Source organism: Actinospica sp. (assembly GCF_035552695.1).
In the GTDB taxonomy this organism is placed as follows: Bacteria; Actinomycetota; Actinomycetes; order Streptomycetales; family Catenulisporaceae; genus Actinospica.
Genome location: NZ_DASZKT010000038.1, coordinates 22094 through 45538, shown reverse-complemented (window position 1 = coordinate 45538; position 23445 = coordinate 22094). Strand labels below are relative to the sequence as shown.

Below are 23445 nucleotides of genomic sequence, written 5' to 3'. Positions count from 1 at the left end.
GCCGCGAACCACGAACTCTCCAACTCCCGTTCCCAGGAGGACATCATGGCAAGTCAGACCGTTGCCGACCATCTGCTCGAACGCCTGCGCGAGTGGGGCGTGGAGACCGTCTTCGCGTACCCGGGGGACGGGATCAACGGACTGCTCGCCGCGTGGGGCAGGGCGGAGAACAAGCCGAAGTTCGTCCAGGCCCGGCACGAGGAGATGGCCGCGTTCGAGGCGGTGGGCTACGCGAAGTTCGGCGGCCGGTTCGGGGTGTGCGCCGCGACCTCGGGGCCCGGCGCGATCCACCTGCTCAACGGCCTGTACGACGCGAAGCTGGACCACGTGCCCGTCGTCGCGATCGTGGGGCAGACCGCGCGCAGCGCGATGGGCGGCTCGTATCAGCAGGAAGTCGACCTGCACACGCTGTTCAAGGACGTCGCCGGCGCCTTCATCGAGACCGTGAACGTCCCCGAGCAGCTGCCGAACGTGCTGGACCGCGCGATCCGTACCGCGCTCGACGAGCGTGCACCCACCGCCTTGATCATCCCCTCGGATGTGCAGGAACTCGAATACAGCGCCCCGACGCACGCGTTCAAGATGGTCCCCTCGAGCCTGGGCGTCGAGTGGCCGGCGATCACCCCGGAGGACGCTGCGGTGCGCCGCGCCGCCGACGTGCTCAACGCCGGGGAGAAGGTCGCGATCCTCGCTGGAGCCGGAGCACGCGGCGCCCGCGAGGAGGTCATGCGCGTGGCTGAGTTGCTGCAGGCCGGCGTGGCGAAGCCGTTGCTCGGCAAAGACGTGCTCTCGGACGAGCTGCCGTACGTCACCGGTTCGATCGGGCTGCTCGGCACCCGTCCGAGCTACGACATGATGAAGGACTGCGACACGCTGCTGATCGTCGGCTCTGGCTTCCCCTACACCCAGTTCATGCCGGAGTTCGGGCAGGCGCGTGCCGTGCAGATCGACATCGACGCGAAGTTCATCGGGCTGCGCTACCCGAACGAGGTCAACCTCGTCGGCGACTCCGCGGCCACCCTCAGGGCTCTGATCCCGCTGCTCGAACAGAAGCAGGCGGGCAAGTGGCGCGAGCAGATCGAGTCGAACGTCGCCCGCTGGTGGCAGACCATGGAGGCCGAGGCCATGGTCGACGCCGACCCGGTCAATCCGATGCGGCTGTTCCACGAGCTGTCCACCCGGCTGCCGGATGACGCGATCGTCGCCGCCGACTCCGGTTCGGCCGCCAACTGGTACGCCCGGCACCTGCGCTTCCGCGGACACATGCGCGGTTCGCTCTCCGGCACGCTCGCGACGATGGGCCCGGGCGTTCCGTACGGCATCGGCGCCAAGTTCGCCTGCCCGGACCGGCCCGCGATCGCGCTCGTCGGCGACGGCGCGATGCAGATGAACGGCATGGCAGAGCTGATCACCATCAAGAGGTACTGGCCGGAGTGGGCGGACCCGCGGCTGGTGGTCGCGGTGCTGCACAACGACGATCTGAACCAGGTGACCTGGGAGATGCGGGCGATGAGCGGGGCGCCGAAGTTCACCGAGTCGCAGACCCTGCCGGACGTGGATTACGCCGCCTTCGCCGCGAGCCTCGGCCTGATCGCGATCTCGGCGGACAAGCCGGATCAGCTGGGCCCGGCCTGGGACCGGGCCCTGGCCGCGGACCGGCCTTGCGTGCTGGACGTGCGCTGCGACCCGAACGTCCCGCCGATCCCGCCGCACGCCACCTTCGAGCAGGCCAAGGACACCGCCACGGCCCTGATCAAGGGCGACGAGGACGCCGTCGGCGTGGTGAAGCAGGGCCTGAAGACGAAGCTGCAGGAGTTCCTGCCGCACCGGGACGGCTCGAATCGTTGAGAACACACGCCGAATACCCCTTGCACGTCCTGCGCGACTACGCGCTGCTCGCCGACGGGGAGCGGGGGATCCTCGTCGGTCCGCGCGGCGAACACGCGTGGATGTGCGCTCCCGCGTGGGACTCGGAGGCGGTGTTCGGCACTCTCATCGGCGGTGGCGGACTCTACGCCGTAACCCCGGTCGAGACGCCGTTCGTGTGGGGCGGCTACTACGGGGACGCGACGCTGATCTGGCACAACCGGTGGGTCACGGGATCCCGCATCATCGAGTGCCGGGAAGCGCTCAGGATGCCTGCCGACCCGCACACGGCGGTGGTGCTGCGCAGGATTGAGGCGATAGACGGGGACGCCAGAGTCCGCGCGCTGCTGGACCCGCGCGCAGGGTTCGGGCGCCATCGGCTCTCCCGTCTGCGGCGCCGCGACGGGGTCTGGGCCGGTCGCTGCGGCGAACTCTACGTGCGCTGGTCCGGGGCACCGGACGCCGTTGAATTCGATGGCGGTGGCCTCGAAGCGCTGATCGACGTGCCCGAGGGCGGCCATCACGACCTCGTGCTGGAGATCTCCGACCAGCCGATGCACGGCGACCCGACGTCGCCGGGCACGCTCTGGCAGTCGACCGAGCAGGCGTGGTCCGAGGCGGTCCCTCCGATCGAGGGCACGGTCGCCGACCGCGACGCCCGGCACGCCTACGCCGTGCTGTGCGGCCTGACGTCGCGTCAGGGCGGGATGGTCGCGGGCGCGACGACGTGCCTGCCGGAGCGCGCCGAAGCCGGGCGCAACTACGACTACCGATTCGCCTGGATCCGCGACCAGTCCTACGCCGGCCAGGCCGTCGCCGCGCTCGGCCCGCACGCCGCCCTGCTCACCGGCGCGGTGGACTTCGTCGCCGACCGGCTCGCCGAGGACGGTCCGCGGCTGCGGCCCGCCTACACGGTGCGCGGCGGGCCCGTCCCCGCGGAGGCGCCGGTGGACCTGCCCGGATACCCGGGCGCCGCCCCGGTCACCGGCAACAACGCGCACGGCCAGTTCCAGCTCGACGCGTTCGGCGAGGCGCTGCTGCTGTTCGCCGCCGCGGCCGGGCACGACCGGCTCGATGCGCGGCACTGGAAGGCCGTCGAGGCCGCGGCCAATGCGATCTCCGAGCGCGGCGCCGAGCCGGACTCCGGCATCTGGGAACTCGACGAGCAGCGCTGGACGCACTCGCGGCTGATCTGTGTCGCCGGTCTGCGCGCGGTGAGCCGGTACGCACCACGTGGCCAGGCGGCACGCTGGAGCACGCTCGCCGACGCGATGCTCGCCGAGGCGGATGCGGACTGCCTGCACTCCAGCGGCCGTTGGCAGCGTTCGCCGAAGGACGAACGGATCGACGCCGCGTTGGTGCTGCCCGCCGTGCGCGGTGGCGTACCCGCCGACGACCCGCGCACGCGCGCCACGCTCGAGGCCGTACTCGGCGAACTGTCCCAGGACGAGTTCGTCTACCGGTTCCGGCTCGGCGGCCGCCCGCTCGGCGAGGGCGAGGGCGCCTTCCTGCTCTGCGGCTTCGCCACGAGCCTCGCCCTGCACCAGCAGGGCGACCTGGTCCGGGCGAGCCGCTGGTTCGAACGCTCCCGCTCGGCCTGCGGCTCACCCGGCCTGCTGGCCGAGGAGTACGACGTCGAACAGCGCCAGCTCCGCGGCAACCTGCCGCAGGCCTTCGTGCACGCCGTGCTCCTGGAGGCGGCCGCGAGGCTGGCAAGGCCGCCGTCCGCGATGATCGGAGGAACCGATGAAGAACACTGAGACGGCCGCGGTGCACGGCGTCGACCGGCTGCTGCGTAACGTGCGCACCGGCCGCTTCGAGAGATCCCTGTCCGCACTCACCGCCGCCGGGGCGCTGGTGACCGCGGCCGAGATCTACTTCGAACACGACTCGGCGAGCTTCGGCAACAAGATGATGTGGGTGCCGGTCGCCCTCGGCCCGGTGGGCGCGGCGGCCGGGGTCGCCGGTTTCTTCAGCCGCCGGATGGCCAAGACCATGCTGCCGATCACCTCGGCGGCGATCGTCGCCAACGGATTGCAGGGCACTTATCTGCACGCCCGCGGCATCGCGCAGAAGCCCGGCGGCTGGTCGAACGCCCGCTACAACATGGAGACGGGCCCGCCGCTGTTCGCCCCGCTGCTGGTCACCATGGTCGGCGGCATGGGGCTGCTCGCCTCCGTGCTGCGCCGGGAGGACTGATGGGGCGGTACGGCCGCTTCCCCGGATTCGACGCCGCGGCGCAGTGGCGGCACTGGGACCCGGCGACCGCCGGCTCGGTCCTCGCCAGGCTCGGGCCGCCTCAGCCCATCCGCTTCTTCACCCCCGAGGAGCACGCGACGGCCGACGCGCTGTGCGAACGGTTGCTGGCGCTCGAGCCGGACCGACCCGTCCCCGTCGTGGCGATGATCGACGCCCGGCTCGCCGAGCAGGAGACCGACGGCTGGCGCTACGCCGACATGCCGGAGGACGGACAGGCCTGGCGGCTCTCGCTCGCCGCGCTCAAGGCCGACGCCGTGGACTGTTTCCAGCGCCCGTTCGCCGCCCTGACCGCCGACCGGCGCGACCGGCTCATCGGCCGGGTCCGCGAGCTGGATTCGACGCCGTGGCACGATCTTCCGGCCGGACACGTGTGGAGCCTGTGGACCAGGTACGCGTGCACCGCGTTCTACTCCCATCCCTTCGCCTGGAACGAGATCGGGTTCCCGGGACCGGCCTATCCGCGCGGCTATAAGAATCTCGGCGTCGACGCGCGCGAACCATACGAGGTCGAAGACGAGGGGAAATCGTGAGTTCGGTACGCGAGCGCAACGCCTCCGCGTGGCTGCTGCCCAACGACGGCACCCGCACGAACCATCAGTTGCGCAGGGACATGCGCCGTTTCGACGACAACGACGAGGTCGACGCGGTGATCGTCGGCTGCGGCGCGGGAGGGTCCGTGCTGCTGCAGCGGTTGGCGCGCGCCGGTTGGCGGGTGGTCGGCCTCGACGCGGGACCCTTCTGGGACCCGGACACCGACTGGGTCAGCGACGAGGCCGGCTCGCACCACCTGTACTGGACTGATCCACGGGTCATCTCCGGCGCCGACCCCGTGCCGCTCGGCTCGAACAACTCCGGGCGCGGCGTGGGCGGCTCGATGGTGCACTTCGCCGGCTACGTCCCGCGATTCCACCCCAGCGATTTCAGGACCCTGAGCCAGGACGGCGTCGGCGCCGACTGGCCGATCGCCTACCGCGACCTCAAGCCGTACTACACGGCGATCGAGCAGGAACTGCCGGTCGCGGGCGAACACTGGCCCTGGGGCGATCCGCACGGCTACCCGCATCGGCCGCACCCGGTCGGCGGCAACGGGGAGATCTTCCTGCGGGGCGCGGAAAAGCTCGGGATCACCGCCAAGGTCGGGCCGGTCGCCATCCCCAACGGCCGCTTCGGAAACCGCCCGCACTGCGTATACCGCGGCTTCTGCCTCCAGGGCTGCAAGGTCAACGCGAAGGCCTCGCCGCTGATCACGCACGTGCCCGACGCACTCGCGCACGGCGCTGAGATCCGCGCCGACAGCATGGTCGCGCACATCGACGTGGACGAACACACCGGCCTCGCGACCGGCGTGCACTACATCCGGAACGGTCTGCAGCGCTTTCAACGCGCCCGCGTCGTCATCGTCGCCGGATACTCGATCGAGACCCCGAGGCTCCTGCTCAACTCTGCGTCGAGACGCTTCCCCGACGGGCTGTGCAACGACTTCGACCAGGTCGGCCGGTACGTGATGGTGCAAGGCGCGCCGCAGACCGCGGGCCGGTTCGATTCCGAGATCCGGATGTACAAGGCCCCGCCGCCCGAGGTGAGCACCGAAGAGTTCTACGAGACCGACCCGGCCAAGCCCTACCACCGCGGGTTCGCCATCCAGACCGTCTCGCCGCTGCCGATCACCTGGGCCGAACACGTCGCCGCCCAAGGCCACTGGGGTGCGGACCTGCGGCGGATGATGAGCGACTACGTGCACTGGTCCTGCCTCGGCGCGCTGTGCGAACTCCTGCCGCAGCCGGAGAACCGCGTCACCCTGGCGCAGGAGACCGATCGGCACGGTCTGCCGGTGGCGAACATGGCCTACAGCCGCTGCGCGAACGACAGGGCTCTGATGAGCGCCGCGCGCGGCGTGATGGAGGACCTGCTGCGCGCGGCCGGAGCGGACGAGGTCATGACGATCGAGCGGTACGCACACCTGGTCGGCGGCGCCCGGATGGCCGCGGATGAGCGGCACGGAGTCGTGGACGCGGACTCCCGCAGCTTCGCCGTTCCGAACCTCTACATCGCCGACGGCAGCGTGCTGCCCACCCAGGGCTCTGCCAACCCGGCACTCACCATCATGGCGCTGGCGGCCCGGGCGGCGGACCGGCTGAGCGCGTGAGCCGCGGGACGCCGGCGCCCAGCGGCTACACCCCGGGATCGGGGCGGACCGGAGGCAGGCCGCCGGCCCGCGCCGCCTCGAGTTGCGCGGCGGCGGCGAGTCCGTAGAAGAGCGCGATCGCGGTGAGGTTGGCCCAGACCATCAGGGCCATGATGGCGGTGAGGGGGAAGCATCCAGTTCGGCCACGGAGGGCCGCGGCCGGTGCACGAGAAATGTGGTGACCAGGAACACCGCGAAGGAGCTCTCCACCGCCAGCACGAGCAGCCCCACCGCGACAGCGGCCGGCACGGCGACCGGCACCGCGACGGCCAGTCGCGGGCTCAGGCCTCTGACGGCGGTACCACGGCCCGGTGTAGCGGCGTGAAGATTCGGCATGGTCTCGGTATCACCGCGACATGCGGATCGACACGTGCGCAGGAACTCCTGTCTCGACTTCACGTTCTCGGGCACGATCCTGGGACGTTTGGGGCCGGTTCGACGGGGCATCCGGGCGCGTCGAGCAGGTTGCGGGAGGATTGGCACGATGGAACCGGATACCGCATTCCAGCCGCAGTCACCGCGGTTCCGCCACGAGGCGCTCGTCTACGAGGGGACCGAGGACTTCGTGGCCAGGGCGGCCGGCTATGTGCGCGAGGGGCTGGACGCCCAGGAGGCCGTCCTCGTGGCGGTGGTCACCGCGAACGCCCAGGCACTGCGCGGCGAATTGGGACAGGACGCGCGGGAGGTGGAGTTCCTCGACATCAAGAGTCTCGGCCCCAACCCCGCGCGCCTCATCCCCGCCTGGCAGGAGTGGGTAGATCGCAACACGGCGTGGCCCCGGGCCTTCCGCGGGATAGGCGAACAGATCTGGGCGGGCCGCAGCCCGATCGAGATCCGCGAATGCCAGACCCACGAGCACCTGCTGAACGCGGCGTTCGACGCGGGACCTGCGTGGTCGCTGCTGTGCCCGTACGACGCTCGGCGGCTTCCCGCCGAGGTGGTCGAGCACGTGTCCGGATCCCATCCCATCGTGTTGGGCGGGTCCGACGGCGATCCCAGTCAGCGGCTCGCCTACGATGCGAAGGCCGCGGAGCGTGCGTTCACCGCGCCACTTTCCGACCTGAGAGCTCCGTTGGCGCAGCTCCCGTTCGCTCTCGCGGACCTGGGCCGACTGCGCTCGCTGATCCGCGGGCTGGCGCCGCGCCTTGGGCTGAGGGGTCGGCGCCTCGCGGATTTCCTCCTGGTCGCGGACGAGCTGGCGTCGAACAGCATTCGCCACGGCGGCGGCAAGGGCCGGTTACTTGTGTGGCGCGACGGCGCGCACGCGATATGCGAGGTGCGCGACAACGGTCTCATCGCCGACCCGCTCGTCGGTCGGCGCCGACCGGACGTCCGGACCCGGGACGGCGGTGCGGGCCTGTGGACCGCGAATCAAATCTCCGACCTGCTGCTGATCCATTCGACCCCGAGTTCGGGCACCACGGTCCGCGCCTACGTCGATGTCGGTGCCGCGGACGACGGTTGGCGGGTGCCGGATGACTTCAGGCCCTGAGCGCGGCCGCCACGTCGGGGAACGTGGAGAGTACCGTGCGGGCCCCGGAGAGTTCGAGCACGCGGTCCACGGACGGCGAGAGGGCGGCCAGTCGCAGCGCGAACCCCCGAGCGCGGGCCGCCCGGTCGGCTTCGACCAGGGTGCGCAGTCCGGCGGAGTCGCAGAAGTCAAGACCGCGCAGGTCGAGGACGACCACGCCGAGTTCGACCCGCTTGAGTAGCGCCTCACGCAGCGCTTCCGCCGAGGCGAGGTCGAGCTCACCGACCGTCGTGATGACCGTCGTCGCGCTCTCGTCGTCGTGTGCCACGCGTATGTCCAGGCGGGTAGGTTCAGACATCACAGGAGTTTCCTTCCGGCCTGCGGCATGGACGTTCTCAGCTGACACTACTCGCGTCAGGTCGGTATGGCACGATTCTGGTTCGCGTCCACCACGGCACTATCCGGTCCGGCCTCCGACTGAGCACCGTGATCGTCGATCCAGGCGTCCACTCGCAGCCACTGCGCCTCCAGCCACCTCTCGCGATCGGCGGCGTCCGTCGGCACTTCGTCGACGCGGCTGGACCACCAGTCCAGCTCGACCGGCCGTTCCAGCGGAACGGCGCGCCACGCGTCGCGCGCGGACTCGATCGCGTCGAGCCCCGTGTGGGCGACGAACACGAGGTGTGTGCCCGGCGGGGCAGCATCCACGGCCGCGAATAGGCCGCAGCCGCGCGCCGGCAGGACGTGTTCGAGGGCGCGCGCCGACGGCAGCAAGCGACGTGCATCCCTGCGGCGTCGACGCAGCCGCTCGATCAGGCGTGCGCGGCGCAAGACAGTGAAGTTGCGGCCCTCGGGAAAGATGACGACCGCATCCCGCGGCCCGAGTGTGCGGGCCAGTCCGGCGATCTCGTCGGTCGAGCGCTGCCGTTGATCGCTCTCGAACCCGACGAAGCAGTTCGGCGTATGGCTGAGAAGCGCGTCGATGAGCGGATCCAGAGCCAGCGCGCGGCTGAGTACGACCCTGGGGCGCCGCCCGGCGACCACCATCAGGGCGTAAACGAGCAGGAACGAATCTCCCGGCCCTGCGTGCCTGCTCGCCACGATCAGCGGGCCGTCGGGCACGTCATGCCCGCGATCGGGCGGTGTGAGGCGAAGCCCGAACCAACGCTCCGCAGCAGAGTGCAGGCGCCCGAGCAGGCGTTGAAGAAGCAGGTAGTGCTCGTCCAGGAGCCGGGCCGGATCACCTGCCACGTCCGCTCGGGCGAGTGGCCCTCGAAGCCGTAGGACCTGCCACAATCCCGCGATCTCGGCAGCCAGATAGACGGTGGTGAAGGCGGCGAATCGGGCGGATCGGCCACGGCCACCCGGGCGTAGCGAGAGCAGCACGCCCAGAAGGAATGCCACGGGAAGCACCACGAGCCCGGCAAGCAGGAAGACGCCGAGCAGGCACAGGCCCATCAACCTGCGAAGCGCCGTGTGCCGCACGAGAAACCGGATCGTGCTTGTCATCAAGCCATCGCCTCGAGATACGCCGCGCAAGCCTCGTAGGCGAGCCGGATCCGATCCTTGGCCCGGCCGTAGGCGCGATAGTTCAGGTATCGGCCCCAGTCGGCGGGCGACGGCGCGGGAGTCCCCGCGGGCAGCAAGTGCACGGCCACGCTGTCGGGCAGATCGGCGAGCGCGCGGTGCAGACGGTGTCTCCGGGAGATCTCGAAGGCCACGGCCGCCACCTGCCAGGGCTGGCGGGGCACGGCCAGGGGATGTTCGACCCGGCCGCCGTGCAGGATGAAGATCCGATCGGCTCCGAGCTCGACGGCGCGGCCCACCGGGACGCTGTCGACCAGCCCTCCGTCGAGGAAGTGCTCGCCCCGGTACGCGATCGGCGGTAGCAGACCCGGCACGGCGCTGGACGCGAGCACCGCGGTCACGATCGAACCGCTGCTGAACCACACTTCGGCCGCGCGCTCGATCGATGCGGCGACGCACTCGAAGCGCACCGGCATCTGCTCGATCGGGCCGTCGCCGACCGCGTCCTGAAGCAGCCGACGCAGCGGTTCGTTGGAGTGGATGTGCGTCCGGGTGCGCAACGCCGTGCCCACGCGCGTCATCAGCGATCCCTCGAAGACTCCGCTCGCCTCCAGACCCGACCAGACGGCCTCGAGGCGTTTCACACGCGCCGGGCCGGGCTCCGCGGCGTACACCGCGCCGTTGACGGCCCCCACCGAGGTGCCCACGATGAGGTCGGGTTCGATGCCCGCCTCCACCAGCGCCCGAAGCATGCCGACCTCACTGGCGCCCTCCGGTCCTCCACCACCGAGCACGAACGCGGTCACTGGTGCTGTCATGGGTGCGCGGGTAACCGTTCTCGCCTCGGATACGCACTCGCCCGGCTGCTCACCGTTTGAGGGCGGCCTCCACACTCGGGAAGACGTCGAGGACTTCGTCGGCCTTGGTCAGCTCCAGGAGCTGTTCCACCGGCGCGGCGAGCGCGGCGAGCCGGAACGTCGCGCCGTGCGATCGTGCTTTACGGTCCGCCTCTACCAGGACGCGCAGGCCGCTGGAGTCGCAGAACCCGACTTCAGCGAGGTCGAGCACAGTCGTCCCATGCTCGACCGCCGACAGCAGTTCTCCGCGCAGGGAGTCCGCCGACGTAAGGTCGATATCCCCCTCGACCGCCAGCACGGTCTCGCCGCCGGACCCGCGAATCGCCTTCACCGTCAGCGCCGGATTGTTCTCAGTCACCGCTCCAGCCCTTCGTCGCGTAGGTCCGAGCTGCTCCCCACGCTATCAGGGGGCCCGACCCGCATACCCGAGGACTTGAGGGCGTGAACGTAGCGGTGACCACCTCGCGAACCCCTCAGTCGGAAAACGGGGCCAATCCGCCGACTGCGTGACGCATGAAGGCGGCCATGGCACGATTCGCGCTGGTCAGGGCCGAGGGCCGGCGCGAAAGCCCGGCCCGCGGGGTGCGCCGAACAGGCTCCCGCGCGGACCCGCCGCTGGTCGCGCCGTCGCGTAGCATTGCTGTGCGGCGACGACTCGCGAGAGCCAGGGCTGGACGCCGACCTTCAGGCCGGACACAAGGCCGGGTCCACATCTAGTAGGAGCTGGTTGATGCAGCGCAGGACCCCGCCGACGGGTGGGCAGGATGCTCGAAGCCTGCCAGAGGGGGACCACATTCGGCTGCTGCGCAGTGTCGTCGACACCGCGTTCGAACCCGCGCTCCTCGTCCGCGCCGCGGACGGCGCCGCCGATCTCGATACCGGGCTCGTGGTGCTCGCGTCGAACATCGCCGCGGCCGACCTGCTCGCTCCCGGTCCCGACGGCCGCCGCCTGCCCGGCCGTGCCCTCGCCGAGCTGATTCCGTGGGCAGGCGCTTCGGGTCTGCTCGAAGCCCTGGAGGAGGTCGTGCAGACGGGCACGCCGCTGCGCATCCACGAACACGCCTATGAGGAGGCCTCCGAGCCGGGCGGGCGGGTGCGCCCGCGCAGCATCTCGGTCGGTGCCCTGCGCATCGAGCCCGGGCTGCTGCTGGTCACCCTGCGCCCCAACCGCGGAACCACCGGGACCGACCCGGCGTGGGAGGAGGAGGTGTACCGCCTCGCCGGCACCGGGCCGTGGGAGTGGGACGTGCGCGGCGATGCGATCCATTGGTACGCCCAGGCCCTGGCCGTGCTCGGCTCGACCGTCACTCCGGGCCCGCTGCCCGTCGACCGGCCTCCTTACCAGGTCCACCACGAGGACGCCGCGGAGCACGAGGCGTTCCTGCGCTCACTGATCGCCGAGGCGCGCCCCACCCATGTGGAAGTGCGCGTGCTCCAGGCGAACGGCGCCATGCGGCACATCCGGTTCGGCGGCGATCCGATCGCGGACGAGGACGGCCGCGTAATGCGGGTCTACGGCAGCGTGCAGGATGTGACGGTGCGTCGGCGCACGCAGACGGCGTTGGAGATCGCCCAGGTGCAGCTCGCGGCCCGGCGTACCCGCGCGGATTCGGAACGGCAGTTGGCCGGCCTGCTCCAGCAGGTCATCATGCCCACGGGCCCGGTACCCGAAAGCGTTCCGGGCATCGAGGTGGCCGCGCGGTACCGCCCGGCCAGCGCCGCGGCCGGGGTCGGCGGCGACTGGTACGGCGTCACTCCGCTGGCCGAGGGCAAGGTGCTGCTGTACATCGGAGACGTGGCCGGGCATGGATTCCCCGCGGCCACGGCGATGGCCAGGCTCTATCACGCACTGCAGGGATTGGCGGTAACCGGCGCCGGCAGCGCCGGCCTGCTCCACTGGCTCAATAGTCTGACTTGTGAGCTTTCGGAGTTCACCCTCGCGAGCGCTTGCTGCGCGGTGTACGACCCCGAGCGTCGGCGCCTGGCCCTGGCGAACGCGGGGCATCCGAGTCCGGTCTTCGTGCGCGGGGGCGAAGCCGAGGCGGTGGCCAAGCCCGCCGGCGGCATGCTCGGGCTGGATCCGGCCGCGCGGTACGAGGAAGTGGACATCGAGATCGAGCCGGGCGACCTGCTGCTGCTGTACACCGACGGTCTGATAGAGCGCCGCCGTGCTCCGCAGGAGGGCACTCCGCTCTTGATGCGGCTGGCGGCCGCGACCCCCGAGAGCCTCGAGGAATACGCGGACTGCATCCTCGGCAACGCGCGCTCGGACACCGACGACGACGCGTGCCTGCTGGTCGTCCGCTTCCTCTGACGGCCCTGGGCTCTCAGCTCTCGCTCCAGCGGTCTAGATCAGACTTCTGATCAAGCCGAGCATGTGCTCGACCTCGACCGGCTTGGTCACGTACTCGGTGAGACCGGCCGCGAGACTGCGCTCGCGGTCCGAGGCCCCGCTGCGGGCGGTGACGGCGATGATGGGCAGAGTGCTGAAGGCGGCGCGTTCGCGGATCCTGGCGGTGGTGGCGTACCCGTCGAGGCCGGGCATCATCAGGTCCATCAACACCAGGCTGACGTCCTGCGTATGGTCGAGGATCTCGATCGCCGCGTATCCGCTGTCCGCGGTCAGGGCCGTGAGGCCGTACAGCTCCAGGGCGCTGACCATGGCGAACACGTTGCGCACGTCGTCGTCCACGACGAGCACCTTCTCGCCCTCGAACCGCTGGAGTCCGTAGCCGGGATCGGGCTGCTGCACGGACAGCTCGTCCGCCCCCGAAGCCTTGGTGAGCCAGTGCAGCGTCAGCCGTTCCGAGGCCTGTCCGATGGAGCGCACGACCTCGGAACCGTCCCGGCCCCGCGCCGCCGCGGCCGCCCGATCCGCGGACGCGTGATCGCCTTCCGGGGCGAAATACACCATCGGCGCGTCCGGGACCGCCGCCTCAAGCGCTCGGGCGGCCGAGAGCAGCGGTTCGAGCGGCGATCGGGCGTCGAAGAGCGCGCAAACGATGTCGTGTCCCGCGAGCGCCGTGCGTACGTCCTCGTCGGAGCGGATCCGCAGGATGACGGCGCGCTCCCAGGCGCCGCCGAGGCCGTGCACGGCAGCCTTGGCCGCCTCGCCCATGGCACCGAGCGTCTCCGCCGCCGAGACGTCTTCGAAGACCGCGATGGCCGAGGACCTGGTCCCGACCACTGTCACTCGGCCGTGCGTCGCCGAGGCGGCGGCCGTCGCGTCCTCGCGCTGAGCGCCCCCGGTGCCCGCCTGCTGCGCCAGTCGGCGCTCGAGCAGCGCCGAGCGCTCCACGATCGCGTTGAACAGTCGGCACAGCTCGGCGTCTCGACCGCTCTCGCCGGGGGCGATCGGAGCGCGCGCCGAGGCCTCCCCGCCTTGGTAGGCGCGCATCGCTCGGAGCAACGCGTCGAGGCGTGCGTTGTCGGCGCTGTCTTCCGGGGCACCGCTCACCGTGGTTCCTCCCGGCCGAAGTCCTGTCCGAGGGCTACACCAGTGAAGTTACCAGGCCCCCGGCGGATCCGGGATTCATCATCCGCCGCAATCGGGGTACCGGGCCATGCATGGCCACGGTGATGCGCGAGACGGAACGAAAGTACGAAGCTCCTCCGGGTGCGCGGCTGCCTGACCTGCGGAGTCTTCCGGGTGTCGCCGCGCAGTCCGAGGCCGACGAGGTGCGCCTGGAGGCGACGTATTACGACACCGCGTCCTATGACCTGGCGCGGGCCGGGATCACGCTGCGGCACCGCGTCGGCGGGCACGATGCGGGCTGGCACTTGAAGATCCCCGCCGGGGACGCCGAGACGCGCACCGAGCTTCGCCTGGCGAGTGACGCCGAGATGCCGACGGAATTCACCGACCTGCTCACCGGACGATTGCGCGGCCGCACACCGCGCGCGGTGGCGACGATCACCACCCGCCGCCGCGCCAGCACGCTCGTCGACGTGACCGGTGATCCGCTCGCCGAGGTCGCGCTCGACTCGGTGACCGCCGAGGCGCTCGGCGGCACCGCGGTGCTGACCCGCTGGACCGAGATCGAGGTGGAGCTGGCCGAGGGCGTCGAGGACGGCGGCGAACTGCTCAAGGCCGCCGACCGGACGCTACGTCGCAGCGGACTGAGACGCTCGACGTATCGGATGAAGCTCGAGGCCGCGCTCAGTGCCTCGGACCCGCGGATATTCGCAGGCCCGCGGCCGTCGTCGCGCAAGCCGGCCAGCGCGGGCGAGGTCGTGCGCGCCTACTTCCGCGAGCAGTTCGAGGAACTGCTCTCCTGGGACGTGCAGGTGCGCCGCGCCCAGCCCGACGCCATCCACCAGATGCGCGTCGCGGCGCGCAGGATGCGCTCGGCGCTGCGGGAGTTCCGCCCCTTGTTCACGTCGCAGAACACGAACCTCGAGAGCGAGCTGCGCTGGCTCGGCCGCGAGCTGTCCGGCGCCCGCGACGAGGAGGTGCTGCGCGACCTGCTCCTCGACGAACTCGCGCGGATCCCCGCCGAGTCCGTCCTCGGGCCGGTCAGGGCACGGGTCGGCGGAAACTTCGCGTCGCGTCTGGCCGAGGGCGAGCGCCACGTGGCGGACGTCCTGCGCTCTCGCCGCTACATCGAACTGCTGGAGGCTCTCGATGCGTTCGCGGCCGACACGCCGCTGAACGCCGACGCCGATCGACGCGCGACCGGCGCGTTGCCCAGCCTGGTCCGGCATTCGCAGCGCCGGGTCAAGCGCAGGATGCGAGCCGCACGGCATGCGTCCGGCGAAGCGCACGGCACCGCCCTACACGACGTGCGCAAGGCCGCGAAGCGCGCACGCTACGCCGCCGAAGTCGCGTCGCTCGCGTCCGGCAAGAAGGCCAGGAAGTCGGCGAAGGCGCTCAAGAAGTTGGCATCGACCCTAGGCGAGCACCACGACTCCGTCATCGCCGCGGGTGAACTGCGCGGCCTGGCAACCCGTGCGAATTCCGAGGGCGAGACGTCCTACACCTACGGCGTATTGCACGAGCGCATGAACGAACGCGCCCGCCGCTTCGCCGAGCGCGCGGAGGACCTCTGGAGCCGCGCCGACCGCCGCAAACGCACAGCCTGGATGAAATAGAAAATAAGAAAGGCAAGGAGAACTCTCCTCGCCACTCTTAATGTATAGCGTACTGGGGGCCTTGCGGCAAGGCCCGGGTCGTGGCGCAGAATCGTCGATCGAAGCCATAACCTACGGGAACGGGGCGCAATGTGCGTGGGTTGAAATCCATTGCAGTGCGACGGAACAGGGCTGCCTTGGAGGTATCGCAATGATCGAGCAGTACGTGTTGGGCCTTCAAGAGATTGACGAGACGCAGCTCGCGGTCGTCGGCGGCAAGGGCGCGCACCTGGGCGGGCTGTCGCGGATCGAGGGCATCCGCGTGCCGGCCGGCTTTTGTATCACGACGGACGCCTTCCGGCGGATGATGGCGCAAGCGCCGTCGATCGACGATCAACTGGACCGGCTGTCGCACCTCGACCCGGACGACCAGGAAGCGATCCGCGCGCTCAGCGCGGAGATCCGCCAGACACTCGAAGGGGTCATGATCCCCGAGGATGTGGCTGTCGCGGTCACCGACGCGCTCGCAGGGCTCGGCGATCAAGCTGCCTACGCCGTCCGATCCAGCGCGACGGCGGAAGACCTGCCGACGGCCTCTTTCGCCGGCCAGCAGGACACGTACCTCAACGTCGCGGGGCCGGCCGCGATCCTCCAGCACGTCAGCCGGTGCTGGGCGTCGCTGTTCACCGAGCGGGCCGTGACCTACCGCCTGCGGAACGGCGTCGACCACCGTACGGTCCACATGGCCGTGGTCGTGCAGCGCATGGTCTTCCCGGATGCGTCGGGCATTCTGTTCACGGCCGACCCCATCACGGGCAACCGGAAGGTCGCCGCCGTGGACGCCGGCTTCGGTCTGGGCGAGGCCCTGGTCTCCGGCCTGGTGAACCCGGACGTCTTCAAGGTCCGGGACGGCGAAGTCGTCGCCAAGGCGATCGCCGCCAAGCGGCGTGCCATCAGTGCCCTGCCGACGGGCGGAACGCAGGAAGTGGCGATCGACCCGCACCGGCACGAACAGCCTGCGCTGACGGATGCTCAGGTCGTTCGGCTCGTGCAACTCGGGCGACGGATCGAAGCACATTTCGGCCGACCGCAGGACATCGAATGGTGTCTGGCCGACGATGAATTCCAGATCGTCCAGAGCCGACCGATCACGACGCTGTTTCCCATCCCCGAGACCGGCGACGCGGAGAACCGCGTCTACCTCTCCGTCGGCCACCAGCAGATGATGACCGACGCCATGAAGCCGCTGGGCATCTCCGTATGGCAGCTCACGGCTATGGCGCCGATGCACGAGGCCGGCGGGCGGCTGTTCGTCGACGCCACCCGGCAACTGGCCTCGCCCGCGGGCCGCGCCGGCTTCCTGGACCTCATCGGGAGGGGTGACCCGCTGACCAGGGACGCAGTGGAGACCGTCCTCGAGCGCGGCGACTTCATCCCGACGGTCCCGGACACGCCCGGAGGGCCGCCGCCGACCCGCGGCGCGTCCGCCGCGGTCGAGACCGATCCGTCCATCGTCGCCGGGCTGATCGAGCGCAGCGAGGCGTCCATCGCCACCCTGCGCCGCGAGATCCGAACGAAAACCGGACCGGCGCTGTTCGACTTCCTGCTGGAGGCCTTCGCCGAGCACAAGCGGGTCCTGACCGATCCGCTGAACCTCCCGGCGATCATGGCGGGGATGAAAGCCACGTGGTGGCTCAACGACAAGCTGCAGGAGTGGCTGGGCGAGAAGAACGCGGCCGACACGCTCACGCTGTCCGCCCCGGACAACGTCACGTCGGAGATGGGGCTGGCGCTGCTCGACGTCGCCGACGTGATCCGCCCGTACCCGGAGGTCGTGGCCTTCCTGCAGGGCGTCGAGAACGAAGACTTCCTGGACGAGCTGCCGAAGCTCCCGGGCGGAACCGAGGCGCGCGACGCCATCGATGCCTACCTCGACCGTTACGGCATGCGCTGCGTCGGCGAGATCGACATCACGAGGCCGCGTTGGCGCGAGCGCCCCACCACGCTCGTGCCCGTGATCCTCGACAACGTCAGGAACTTCGAGCCGGGCGCGGCCGAGCGGCGTTTCGAGCACGGACGGCAGGAGGCGCAGAAGAAGGAACGCGAGGTGCTGACCCGCTTGCGGGCCCTGTCTGACGGTGAGCAGAAGGCCGACGAGACCAAGCGGATGATCGACCAGGTCCGCGCCTTCATCGGCTACCGGGAGTACCCGAAGTACAACATCATCAGCCGCTACTTCGTCTATAAGCAGGCCCTGATGGAGGAGGCCGAGCGCCTCGTCCAAGCCGACGTGCTCCCGGAGAAGGAAGACATCTTCTACCTCACGTTCCCGGAGCTCCACGACGTAGCGCGCACGAACCAGGCGGACCATCGGATCATCCAAGAGCGCAAGGACGCGTTCCAGTCCTACCACGCGCTCACCCCGCCCCGGGTGCTCACATCGGACGGCGAGGCCCTCGCCGGAGCGTACCGGCGCGACGACGTGCCGCCCGGAGCCCTGATCGGCCTACCGGTCTCCGCCGGGACGATCGAAGGCAGGGCGCGCGTCATCCTCGACATGGCGCAGGCCGATCTCGAAGCTGGCGACATCCTGGTCACGGCCCACACGGACCCCAGCTGGTCACCCCTGTTCGTCGGAATCGCGGGCCTGGTCACGGAGGTGGGCGGCCTGATGACCCACGGCGCGGTGATCGCCCGGGAGTACGGCTTGCCGGCCGTCGTCGGCGTGATGGACGCCACCCGGCTCATCCGGGACGGGCAGCGCATCCGAGTACACGGAACCGACGGATACATCGAGATCCTGCCCTGACTAACCCCGGCGGCGGATTCCGCGTGGCGTTCAGCGTGACGTGAGATCAGGCCGGGCCGATGAGCCCGGCGATGCGCGCCGCGTCTCCCCAGGACAGGGTGAAACCGGCGCCGCCGTGGCCGTAGCAGGCGAACACCGGCTTGTTGTAGCCGGCCACCGCTTCCACCCGCACGCTAGTGCGCGCCGGACGCAGGCCGACTGCGCGCGAGAGCACGGGCTGGCCTGCTAGCGCGGGAACGAGTGCGAGTGCCCGGCGGAGGATCGCTTGCTCCACCAGAGGATCCACCTGCTCGTCCCACGACCCGCGGTCTCCGGTGCCGCCGCACACGACGTCGTGCTCGCGCGGAACGACGTAGGTCAGACCCTCAGGGTTGTCGTCGTCGGTGACCCATTCGGTCAGGCCCGGATTGGCGAGCCGCACCACCTGGCCCCGGATCGGGTACGTCTCGTCGTCATCGCCGAGAAGCGCGGCGGACCGTATCCCGGCGGCCACGACGAGTGCGTCAGGGTTTTCCTGATCCAGCACCTCTCGCAGGTCTCTGACTTCCGCGGTGCTGGTTTTCACGCCTAGGGCCAGCACCGCCGCCTGCAGCCAGCGCAGGTACACGTCGGTCACGGCCACCGGTACCGTGCAGCGCACGCCCGAAGCCCCGGCGCTGGCGACGATGCCCGCGGGGATTTCCGAGGAGTCCAGCCACTCATGCTGCGGCACCGCGCGCGTCCAGGTGGTATCGGTGTCCGCGTGGCGCATCAACACCGTGCCTTGACGCATACGGACTCCAGTGCCCGGCCGGCTCGCCAAATGCTGAAGCCTTCGGTAGGTCACCTGCGCGGAGTCCAGCACCTGCGCGGAACTGTTGACGTCGTGCGGGAACCAGATCGCTGCCGCCACCGCCGACACGCTGCTCGTGGCGTCCCGTGCGGCCACCATCTGTACGCGATGGCCGGCCACGGCCAACTCGTGGGCGATGCTCAGCCCGATCACTCCGGCGCCCACTACCGTCACGTCACCCACGCCGCCCATCGTAACGGCCGTCAAGCTGTGGGGGATGGCGCAGGGACGAGGCCGGCGCAGTTGGTGCGGTACTCCGGTTGTTGGCCGGGACCGGGTGAAGGCGCCGGCTGGCAGGGCTGGCCGAGCCCGAAGTAGTCCTGGTCGATGCTGATCACGACGCCGCCGTAGGTGGCGTTGGCCGCGCCTTGGAACTGGTGCACGCGGTGCGCGGCCCAGTGGCTGGCGGGGTCGGCGCCCGGGTCGCTGTCGGCCTGGCCGTTCCAATTGGCGACGTCGAGTGCGTCGGGCTCGGTCATCTTGCCCCAGCCCGAGACCGCGGCACCGACTGCTCCGGTTTCCGTGCCGTAGACCGCCGCGTGGTAGCCGAGCGTGTGCAGTTCCGTGGTCCAGGCGCCGAGGAATGCTTGGACGGTCGCGGTCTGTGCGGCGGTGTAGTCGCCGCCTTCCATGTCGTAGTAGAGCAGGGCCCCAGTGCCGATTCCGAGAGAAGAGGCCTGGCTCGCTGCGTCCTGGGCGCTGGACGTACCCTGGGCGGTCGCGTTCGTGATCGTGCCAAACGCGATCTGCGGCCCGACGTAGAGCGGCAGTAGGTGCCAGCCGGCGCTGGCTTCGGCGGATACCCAGGATGTGGTGAGGTTCGGTTGGGTGCAGGCACGGCCCGCTCCGCCGATATAGATGCCTATGCCTGCGAACGGCGACGAGCCCCACGCGGTCATCTGGGCGGTGCTCGGTGCCGTGCATGCGTCGAATCCAAGGCCGGTGTAGTACTGCGTCATCGTGGCGACGACGGCCGGGGTGACAGGACCCTGTATGGGCTTGAGGTTCGCTGTGATACGTGCTTCGACGGCCGAGGCCGAGCCACTGTCGCCGGTCGCGGTGGGCGTGGGCACACCGGCGGCGGTCAGCAACGCGACCACGCTCGGCCGGTCGCTGCCGTACGACGCGGTGATCGCGACGCCCGGCAGCGTAGCGGTGATTCGCTGCTCCAACGGGTCATCGCTGGCGCTCGCCGACCGCGCCGCGGATGAGGGCTCGATGACCAGCGCTCCGGTCACCGCCGCGTTGCCCTGGGTCGCGCACTGCTGGTCGGCCGAGGGGCCACCGAGGTACACGACATGTACGTCGAAGCGCACGCAGGTGGACGGATTCGCGGCGAGGTCGACGAGCCGCCATCCGGCTGGGACGGTGAACCTGTGGCCGAGATACGTGACGTATCGGAGCTTGGCCGAGGCTGCACCGGGTATGGCAGACGGCTGACTGCCTTGCGGTGAGGCGGCCGATTCCGGCGCGGTGTTGGTGTTCGTGTTCTGCGTAGACGGAGATGAGCCGGTGCCGGACGTGTCAGGGACTGCGGCAGGCCGTTGATGTGCGGCTTGGGCCGGCTCGTGCCCCGCCGAGCCGACCGTTGCCATAGCTGACCCGGCGCCCGCCAGGAGTAGCAGGCCTCCGACGCCCGCAAACCACAGGCGAGATCGAGATCTGATACGCATGCCTTTCATCCCCCACCGTCACTTGCTCAGAACACTGTGCAAACGCGCGGATCGTAGCAGGGCGAGCCGATGGGTGACCAGGTTTTCACATTCCGAGCCGCTTATAACGTCGCGCGGCTGGTGGACGCGCGCACCACCAGCTCCGGCGGGAACAGTTCGATGGTGGGTTCCTTCGCGGTGCCGGCGAGCTGAGCGAGCATCAGGGCCCCGGCGCGCTGGCCGAGTTCGCTGCTCGGAAGGCGCACGCTGGTCAGCGGTGGGGCGAGGTGCCGGGTCAGCGGGGCGTCGTTGTAGCCGACGATGGACATGTCCTCGGGACAGCGCAGCCCGGCTTCGGCGAGCGCCTCCAGGGCGCCGATGGCCATCAGGTCGTTCTGCGCGAAGATGGCGGTCGGGCGATTGTGGCCGCGCTTGAGCAGCCGCTCGGCCAGTCGTCTGCCTTCTTGGATCGTGGGCTCGACGGCGGTCTCGTCGGAGGAGACGTCGCGGCAGCGGCGCTGCTTGACGACCTTTCCGAAGCCCTCGGTGCGCATGGAGAACGACGAGACGTCATCCGGGCCACGCAGTTGCGCGACAGTGCCGTGCCCGAGGTCGATGAGGTGCTCGGTGGCCAGCATGGCGCCGAGCATGTCGTCGTGGGTGACGGTGTAGTGGCCGGGTTCGTCCACCTTGCGCACGGCCAGCACGACGGGCATGGTCTTGGCGACGGTCGACAGGAACGGGCCGTCGCTCTGGTGCGCGGCGCTGACGATGACGCCGTCGACGCGCCGCGCGATCAGGTGCTCGCAGATCTGCCGGAGGTTGCGCGGGTCCTCGTGGGTCTCGGCGACCAGGGTCATGAAACCGCGGGCGCCGAGCACCTGTTCGAGGCCGCGCAGCAGCGGGGCCAGGAACGGGTTGCCGATGTCGGGAACGACCACGCCCAGAATGCCGGTGAAGCCCTTGCGCAGGCCGCGGGCCAGGGCGTTGACCTGGTAGCCCAAGTCGTCGGCGGCCTGCCGGACGCGTTCTCGTGTCTTGGCGCTGACCATGTACTGGCGGTCGGGGTCGAGCGCGCGCGAGGCGGTGCCGACGTGGACGCCGGCGCGCTCCGCCACGTCCTGCATGGTGACCCCGTTCATGGCGCGATCCTAGCGATGTCGGCGGACGAGAAGGTCATGTCAAGACGGCGCCGCCGGTGGGCGCGAGGACCACGCCGGTCGCGCCGCGCAGGTGTCGCCGCGGGCTGTCGCGCAACTGAAGCTGGCATCAGTAAATGTCAATCGTTTGCAGAATCGCGTTTCCGAAGCGCCGCGTCGGATGGTCGGCCATGGCCACGTCACACTCGGCTGTTTTGCCAGCGTAGCGCCTATTCCTAGGGTAAAGGGGACGCGGGCGGGTCGACCCGGCCCGCCGTGGGCCGGTTTCGGTCGCGGGTCCGGGGGCCTTGACGGGGCACTTGGGCAGTGCCACGTTAACCCTGACTGCAAAGCATTGCATTCGGCCAGGCTGCATTGTCACCTGCGGCGGCGGTCGGCGGTGGCCCGCCGCGTATACAGGGCGCGCAGCGGCCAGGACGTCAAGGGCCATATCAGCATCCCCTGACCCACCGCACCGCGGGAACGGAGTAATTCCTCATGACACAGCCGACCGCCAGGCCGCTGGCCGCACCCGGGCACACCGCGGTGGACTACGAGGAGCGGGTCGACTTCGCGCGCCTGCGCGCCTATCGGCTCGCGCGGGCCAGGGCGGCGCTCGAGGACGGCGAGTGTGGCGCGTTCCTGCTATTCGACTTCTACAACATCCGCTACACCACGCAGACCTGGATCGGCGGCGCGCTGGGCGACAAGATGACGCGCTACGCGCTGCTGACCCGCGACGCGCAGGATCCGTGGCTGTGGGATTTCGGCTCCGCTGTGCGCCACCACCAGCTCTACTCCAACTGGCTCCCGGACGAGAACTGCCGACCCGGCATGCTCGGCATGCGCGGCGCGGTCGCCCCGTCCGCGGGTCTGATGGTCTCGGCCGTCGCCGAGATCGCCGGAATGCTCCGGGACGCCGGCCTCGCGGACGAACCGGTCGGGGCGGACATCGTCGAACCCGCATTCCTGTTCGAGATGCAGCGTCAGGGGCTGCACGTGGTCGACTGCCAGCAGGCGATGCTGGATGCGCGCGTGATCAAGAACGTTGACGAGATCGTGCTGCTGACTCAGGCAGCGGCGATGGTCGACGGCGTCTACGCCGACATCGTCGACGCACTGCGCCCGGGGGTGCGCGAGAACGAGATCGTCGCCCTGGCGAACAAGCGCCTCTACGAGATGGGCTCGGACCAGGTCGAGGCGGTCAACGCGATCTCCGGCGAGCGGTGCAACCCGCACCCGCACAACTTCACCGACCGGATCATCCGTCCCGGCGATCAGGCCTTCTTCGACATCATCCACTCCTACAACGGATACCGGACCTGCTACTACCGCACGTTCGCGGTCGGGCGCGCCACCGACTCGCAGCGCGCCGCCTACGACACCGCGCGTGCGTGGATGGACGCCGCCATCGCCAAGGTCAAACCCGGCGTCGGCACCGACGAGATCGCCGCGGTCTGGCCGAGGGCCACCGATTTCGGGTTCGCCGACGAGCTGGCCGCTTTCGGCCTGCAGTTCGGGCACGGGCTCGGGCTCGGGCTGCACGAGCGCCCGATCATCTCCCGGCTCAACAGCATGCACGAACCGATCGAACTGCGCGAGGGCATGGTCTTCGCGTTGGAGACCTACTGCCCGGCCGACGACGGGTTCTCCGCCGCCCGCATCGAGGAGGAGGTCGTGGTCACCGCCGAAGGCCCGCGCGTGCTCACCCTCTATCCCGCCGAGAATCTCGTGGTCGCGAACCCCTTCTCAGCGACCTGACGCCCTGCGATTTCGAA

At 70.0% G+C, this 23445-nt stretch carries 19 protein-coding genes; 10 read left to right on the top strand and 9 right to left on the bottom strand.

Annotated elements, in window-relative coordinates; all coding sequences use genetic code 11:
• Positions 1-45: 45 nt before the first annotated feature.
• The 5 genes from VG296_RS06195 to VG296_RS06175 all read left to right on the top strand — a co-directional run bounded on the left by VG296_RS06195 (position 46) and on the right by VG296_RS06175 (position 6271).
• Positions 46-1848: a thiamine pyrophosphate-requiring protein gene (locus tag VG296_RS06195; protein WP_325564000.1), complete on the top strand. Its 1803-nt coding sequence runs from the start codon at positions 46-48 to the stop codon at positions 1846-1848.
• Positions 1845-3626, top strand: coding sequence for a glycoside hydrolase family 15 protein (locus VG296_RS06190; protein ID WP_325563998.1), 1782 nt, complete (start codon positions 1845-1847; stop codon positions 3624-3626). Before VG296_RS06195 ends, VG296_RS06190 begins: the two co-directional genes overlap by 4 nt.
• The gene (locus VG296_RS06185; protein ID WP_325563996.1) at positions 3613-4065 is read left to right on the top strand and encodes a hypothetical protein; all 453 of its coding nucleotides are present in this window, start codon (positions 3613-3615) and stop codon (positions 4063-4065) included. Before VG296_RS06190 ends, VG296_RS06185 begins: the two co-directional genes overlap by 14 nt.
• Positions 4065-4655 carry a gluconate 2-dehydrogenase subunit 3 family protein gene (locus tag VG296_RS06180; RefSeq protein WP_325563994.1) on the top strand — a complete coding sequence of 197 codons (591 nt, stop codon included), beginning with the start codon at positions 4065-4067 and terminating at the stop codon, positions 4653-4655. Before VG296_RS06185 ends, VG296_RS06180 begins: the two co-directional genes overlap by 1 nt.
• A gap of 80 nt (positions 4656-4735) precedes the next feature.
• The gene (locus VG296_RS06175; RefSeq protein WP_349259475.1) at positions 4736-6271 is read left to right on the top strand and encodes a GMC family oxidoreductase; all 1536 of its coding nucleotides are present in this window, start codon (positions 4736-4738) and stop codon (positions 6269-6271) included.
• A gap of 141 nt (positions 6272-6412) precedes the next feature.
• Here VG296_RS06175 and VG296_RS06170 read toward each other — a convergent pair whose 3' ends face one another.
• On the bottom strand, positions 6413-6646 hold the full coding sequence (locus tag VG296_RS06170; protein ID WP_325563991.1) for a hypothetical protein: 234 nt from the start codon (positions 6644-6646) through the stop codon (positions 6413-6415).
• 34 nt (positions 6647-6680) lie between these two features.
• Between VG296_RS06170 and VG296_RS06165 the strand changes: the two genes are divergently transcribed.
• Positions 6681-7802, top strand: a complete 1122-nt coding sequence (locus VG296_RS06165; RefSeq protein WP_325563989.1) for a sensor histidine kinase — start codon at positions 6681-6683, stop codon at positions 7800-7802.
• Here the strand turns inward: VG296_RS06165 and VG296_RS06160 are convergent.
• From VG296_RS06160 to VG296_RS06145, 4 genes are read right to left on the bottom strand one after another with little or no spacing between them, the layout of a single operon-like run.
• Positions 7792-8139 (bottom strand): STAS domain-containing protein, encoded by a 348-nt coding sequence (locus VG296_RS06160; RefSeq protein ID WP_325563987.1) that lies wholly within the window; start codon positions 8137-8139, stop codon positions 7792-7794. The two genes, VG296_RS06165 and VG296_RS06160, sit on opposite strands and share 11 nt — an antisense overlap.
• A gap of 56 nt (positions 8140-8195) precedes the next feature.
• Positions 8196-9290, bottom strand: coding sequence for a 1-acyl-sn-glycerol-3-phosphate acyltransferase (locus VG296_RS06155; RefSeq protein WP_325563985.1), 1095 nt, complete (start codon positions 9288-9290; stop codon positions 8196-8198).
• Positions 9290-10126 (bottom strand): patatin-like phospholipase family protein, encoded by an 837-nt coding sequence (locus VG296_RS06150; RefSeq protein WP_325563983.1) that lies wholly within the window; start codon positions 10124-10126, stop codon positions 9290-9292. The genes VG296_RS06155 and VG296_RS06150 overlap by 1 nt, the downstream gene beginning before the upstream one ends.
• Before the next feature lie 49 nt (positions 10127-10175).
• The gene (locus tag VG296_RS06145) at positions 10176-10523 is read right to left on the bottom strand and encodes an STAS domain-containing protein (protein WP_325563981.1); all 348 of its coding nucleotides are present in this window, start codon (positions 10521-10523) and stop codon (positions 10176-10178) included.
• Between the two features lie 372 nt (positions 10524-10895).
• Here VG296_RS06145 and VG296_RS06140 point away from each other — a divergent pair, with 372 nt between their 5' ends.
• Positions 10896-12479, top strand: a complete 1584-nt coding sequence (locus tag VG296_RS06140; RefSeq protein WP_325563979.1) for a SpoIIE family protein phosphatase — start codon at positions 10896-10898, stop codon at positions 12477-12479.
• Positions 12480-12512: 33 nt separating this feature from the next.
• Here VG296_RS06140 and VG296_RS06135 read toward each other — a convergent pair whose 3' ends face one another.
• Positions 12513-13622: a response regulator gene (locus VG296_RS06135; RefSeq protein WP_325563977.1), complete on the bottom strand. Its 1110-nt coding sequence runs from the start codon at positions 13620-13622 to the stop codon at positions 12513-12515.
• Between the two features lie 110 nt (positions 13623-13732).
• Between VG296_RS06135 and VG296_RS06130 the strand changes: the two genes are divergently transcribed.
• Positions 13733-15256 carry a CYTH and CHAD domain-containing protein gene (locus VG296_RS06130; RefSeq protein ID WP_325563975.1) on the top strand — a complete coding sequence of 508 codons (1524 nt, stop codon included), beginning with the start codon at positions 13733-13735 and terminating at the stop codon, positions 15254-15256.
• A gap of 190 nt (positions 15257-15446) precedes the next feature.
• Positions 15447-18044 carry a rifamycin-inactivating phosphotransferase gene (gene rph / locus VG296_RS06125; protein ID WP_325563973.1) on the top strand — a complete coding sequence of 866 codons (2598 nt, stop codon included), beginning with the start codon at positions 15447-15449 and terminating at the stop codon, positions 18042-18044.
• Positions 18045-18090: 46 nt separating this feature from the next.
• On the opposite strand, the gene VG296_RS06120 is transcribed toward rph, so the two are convergent.
• From VG296_RS06120 to VG296_RS06110, 3 genes are all read right to left on the bottom strand, one after another.
• Entirely contained in the window at positions 18091-19059 is a 969-nt protein-coding gene (locus VG296_RS06120; RefSeq protein WP_325563971.1) for an FAD-dependent oxidoreductase, read from the bottom strand.
• A gap of 20 nt (positions 19060-19079) precedes the next feature.
• A complete protein-coding gene (locus VG296_RS06115) occupies positions 19080-20192 on the bottom strand; it encodes a glycoside hydrolase domain-containing protein (protein WP_325563970.1) in 1113 nt (370 codons plus the stop codon).
• Between the two features lie 458 nt (positions 20193-20650).
• Positions 20651-21670 (bottom strand): LacI family DNA-binding transcriptional regulator, encoded by a 1020-nt coding sequence (locus tag VG296_RS06110; protein WP_325563968.1) that lies wholly within the window; start codon positions 21668-21670, stop codon positions 20651-20653.
• Between the two features lie 495 nt (positions 21671-22165).
• On the opposite strand from VG296_RS06110, the gene VG296_RS06105 reads away from it, so the two are divergent.
• A complete protein-coding gene (locus VG296_RS06105) occupies positions 22166-23428 on the top strand; it encodes a M24 family metallopeptidase (RefSeq protein WP_325563966.1) in 1263 nt (420 codons plus the stop codon).
• Positions 23429-23445 lie beyond the last annotated feature (17 nt).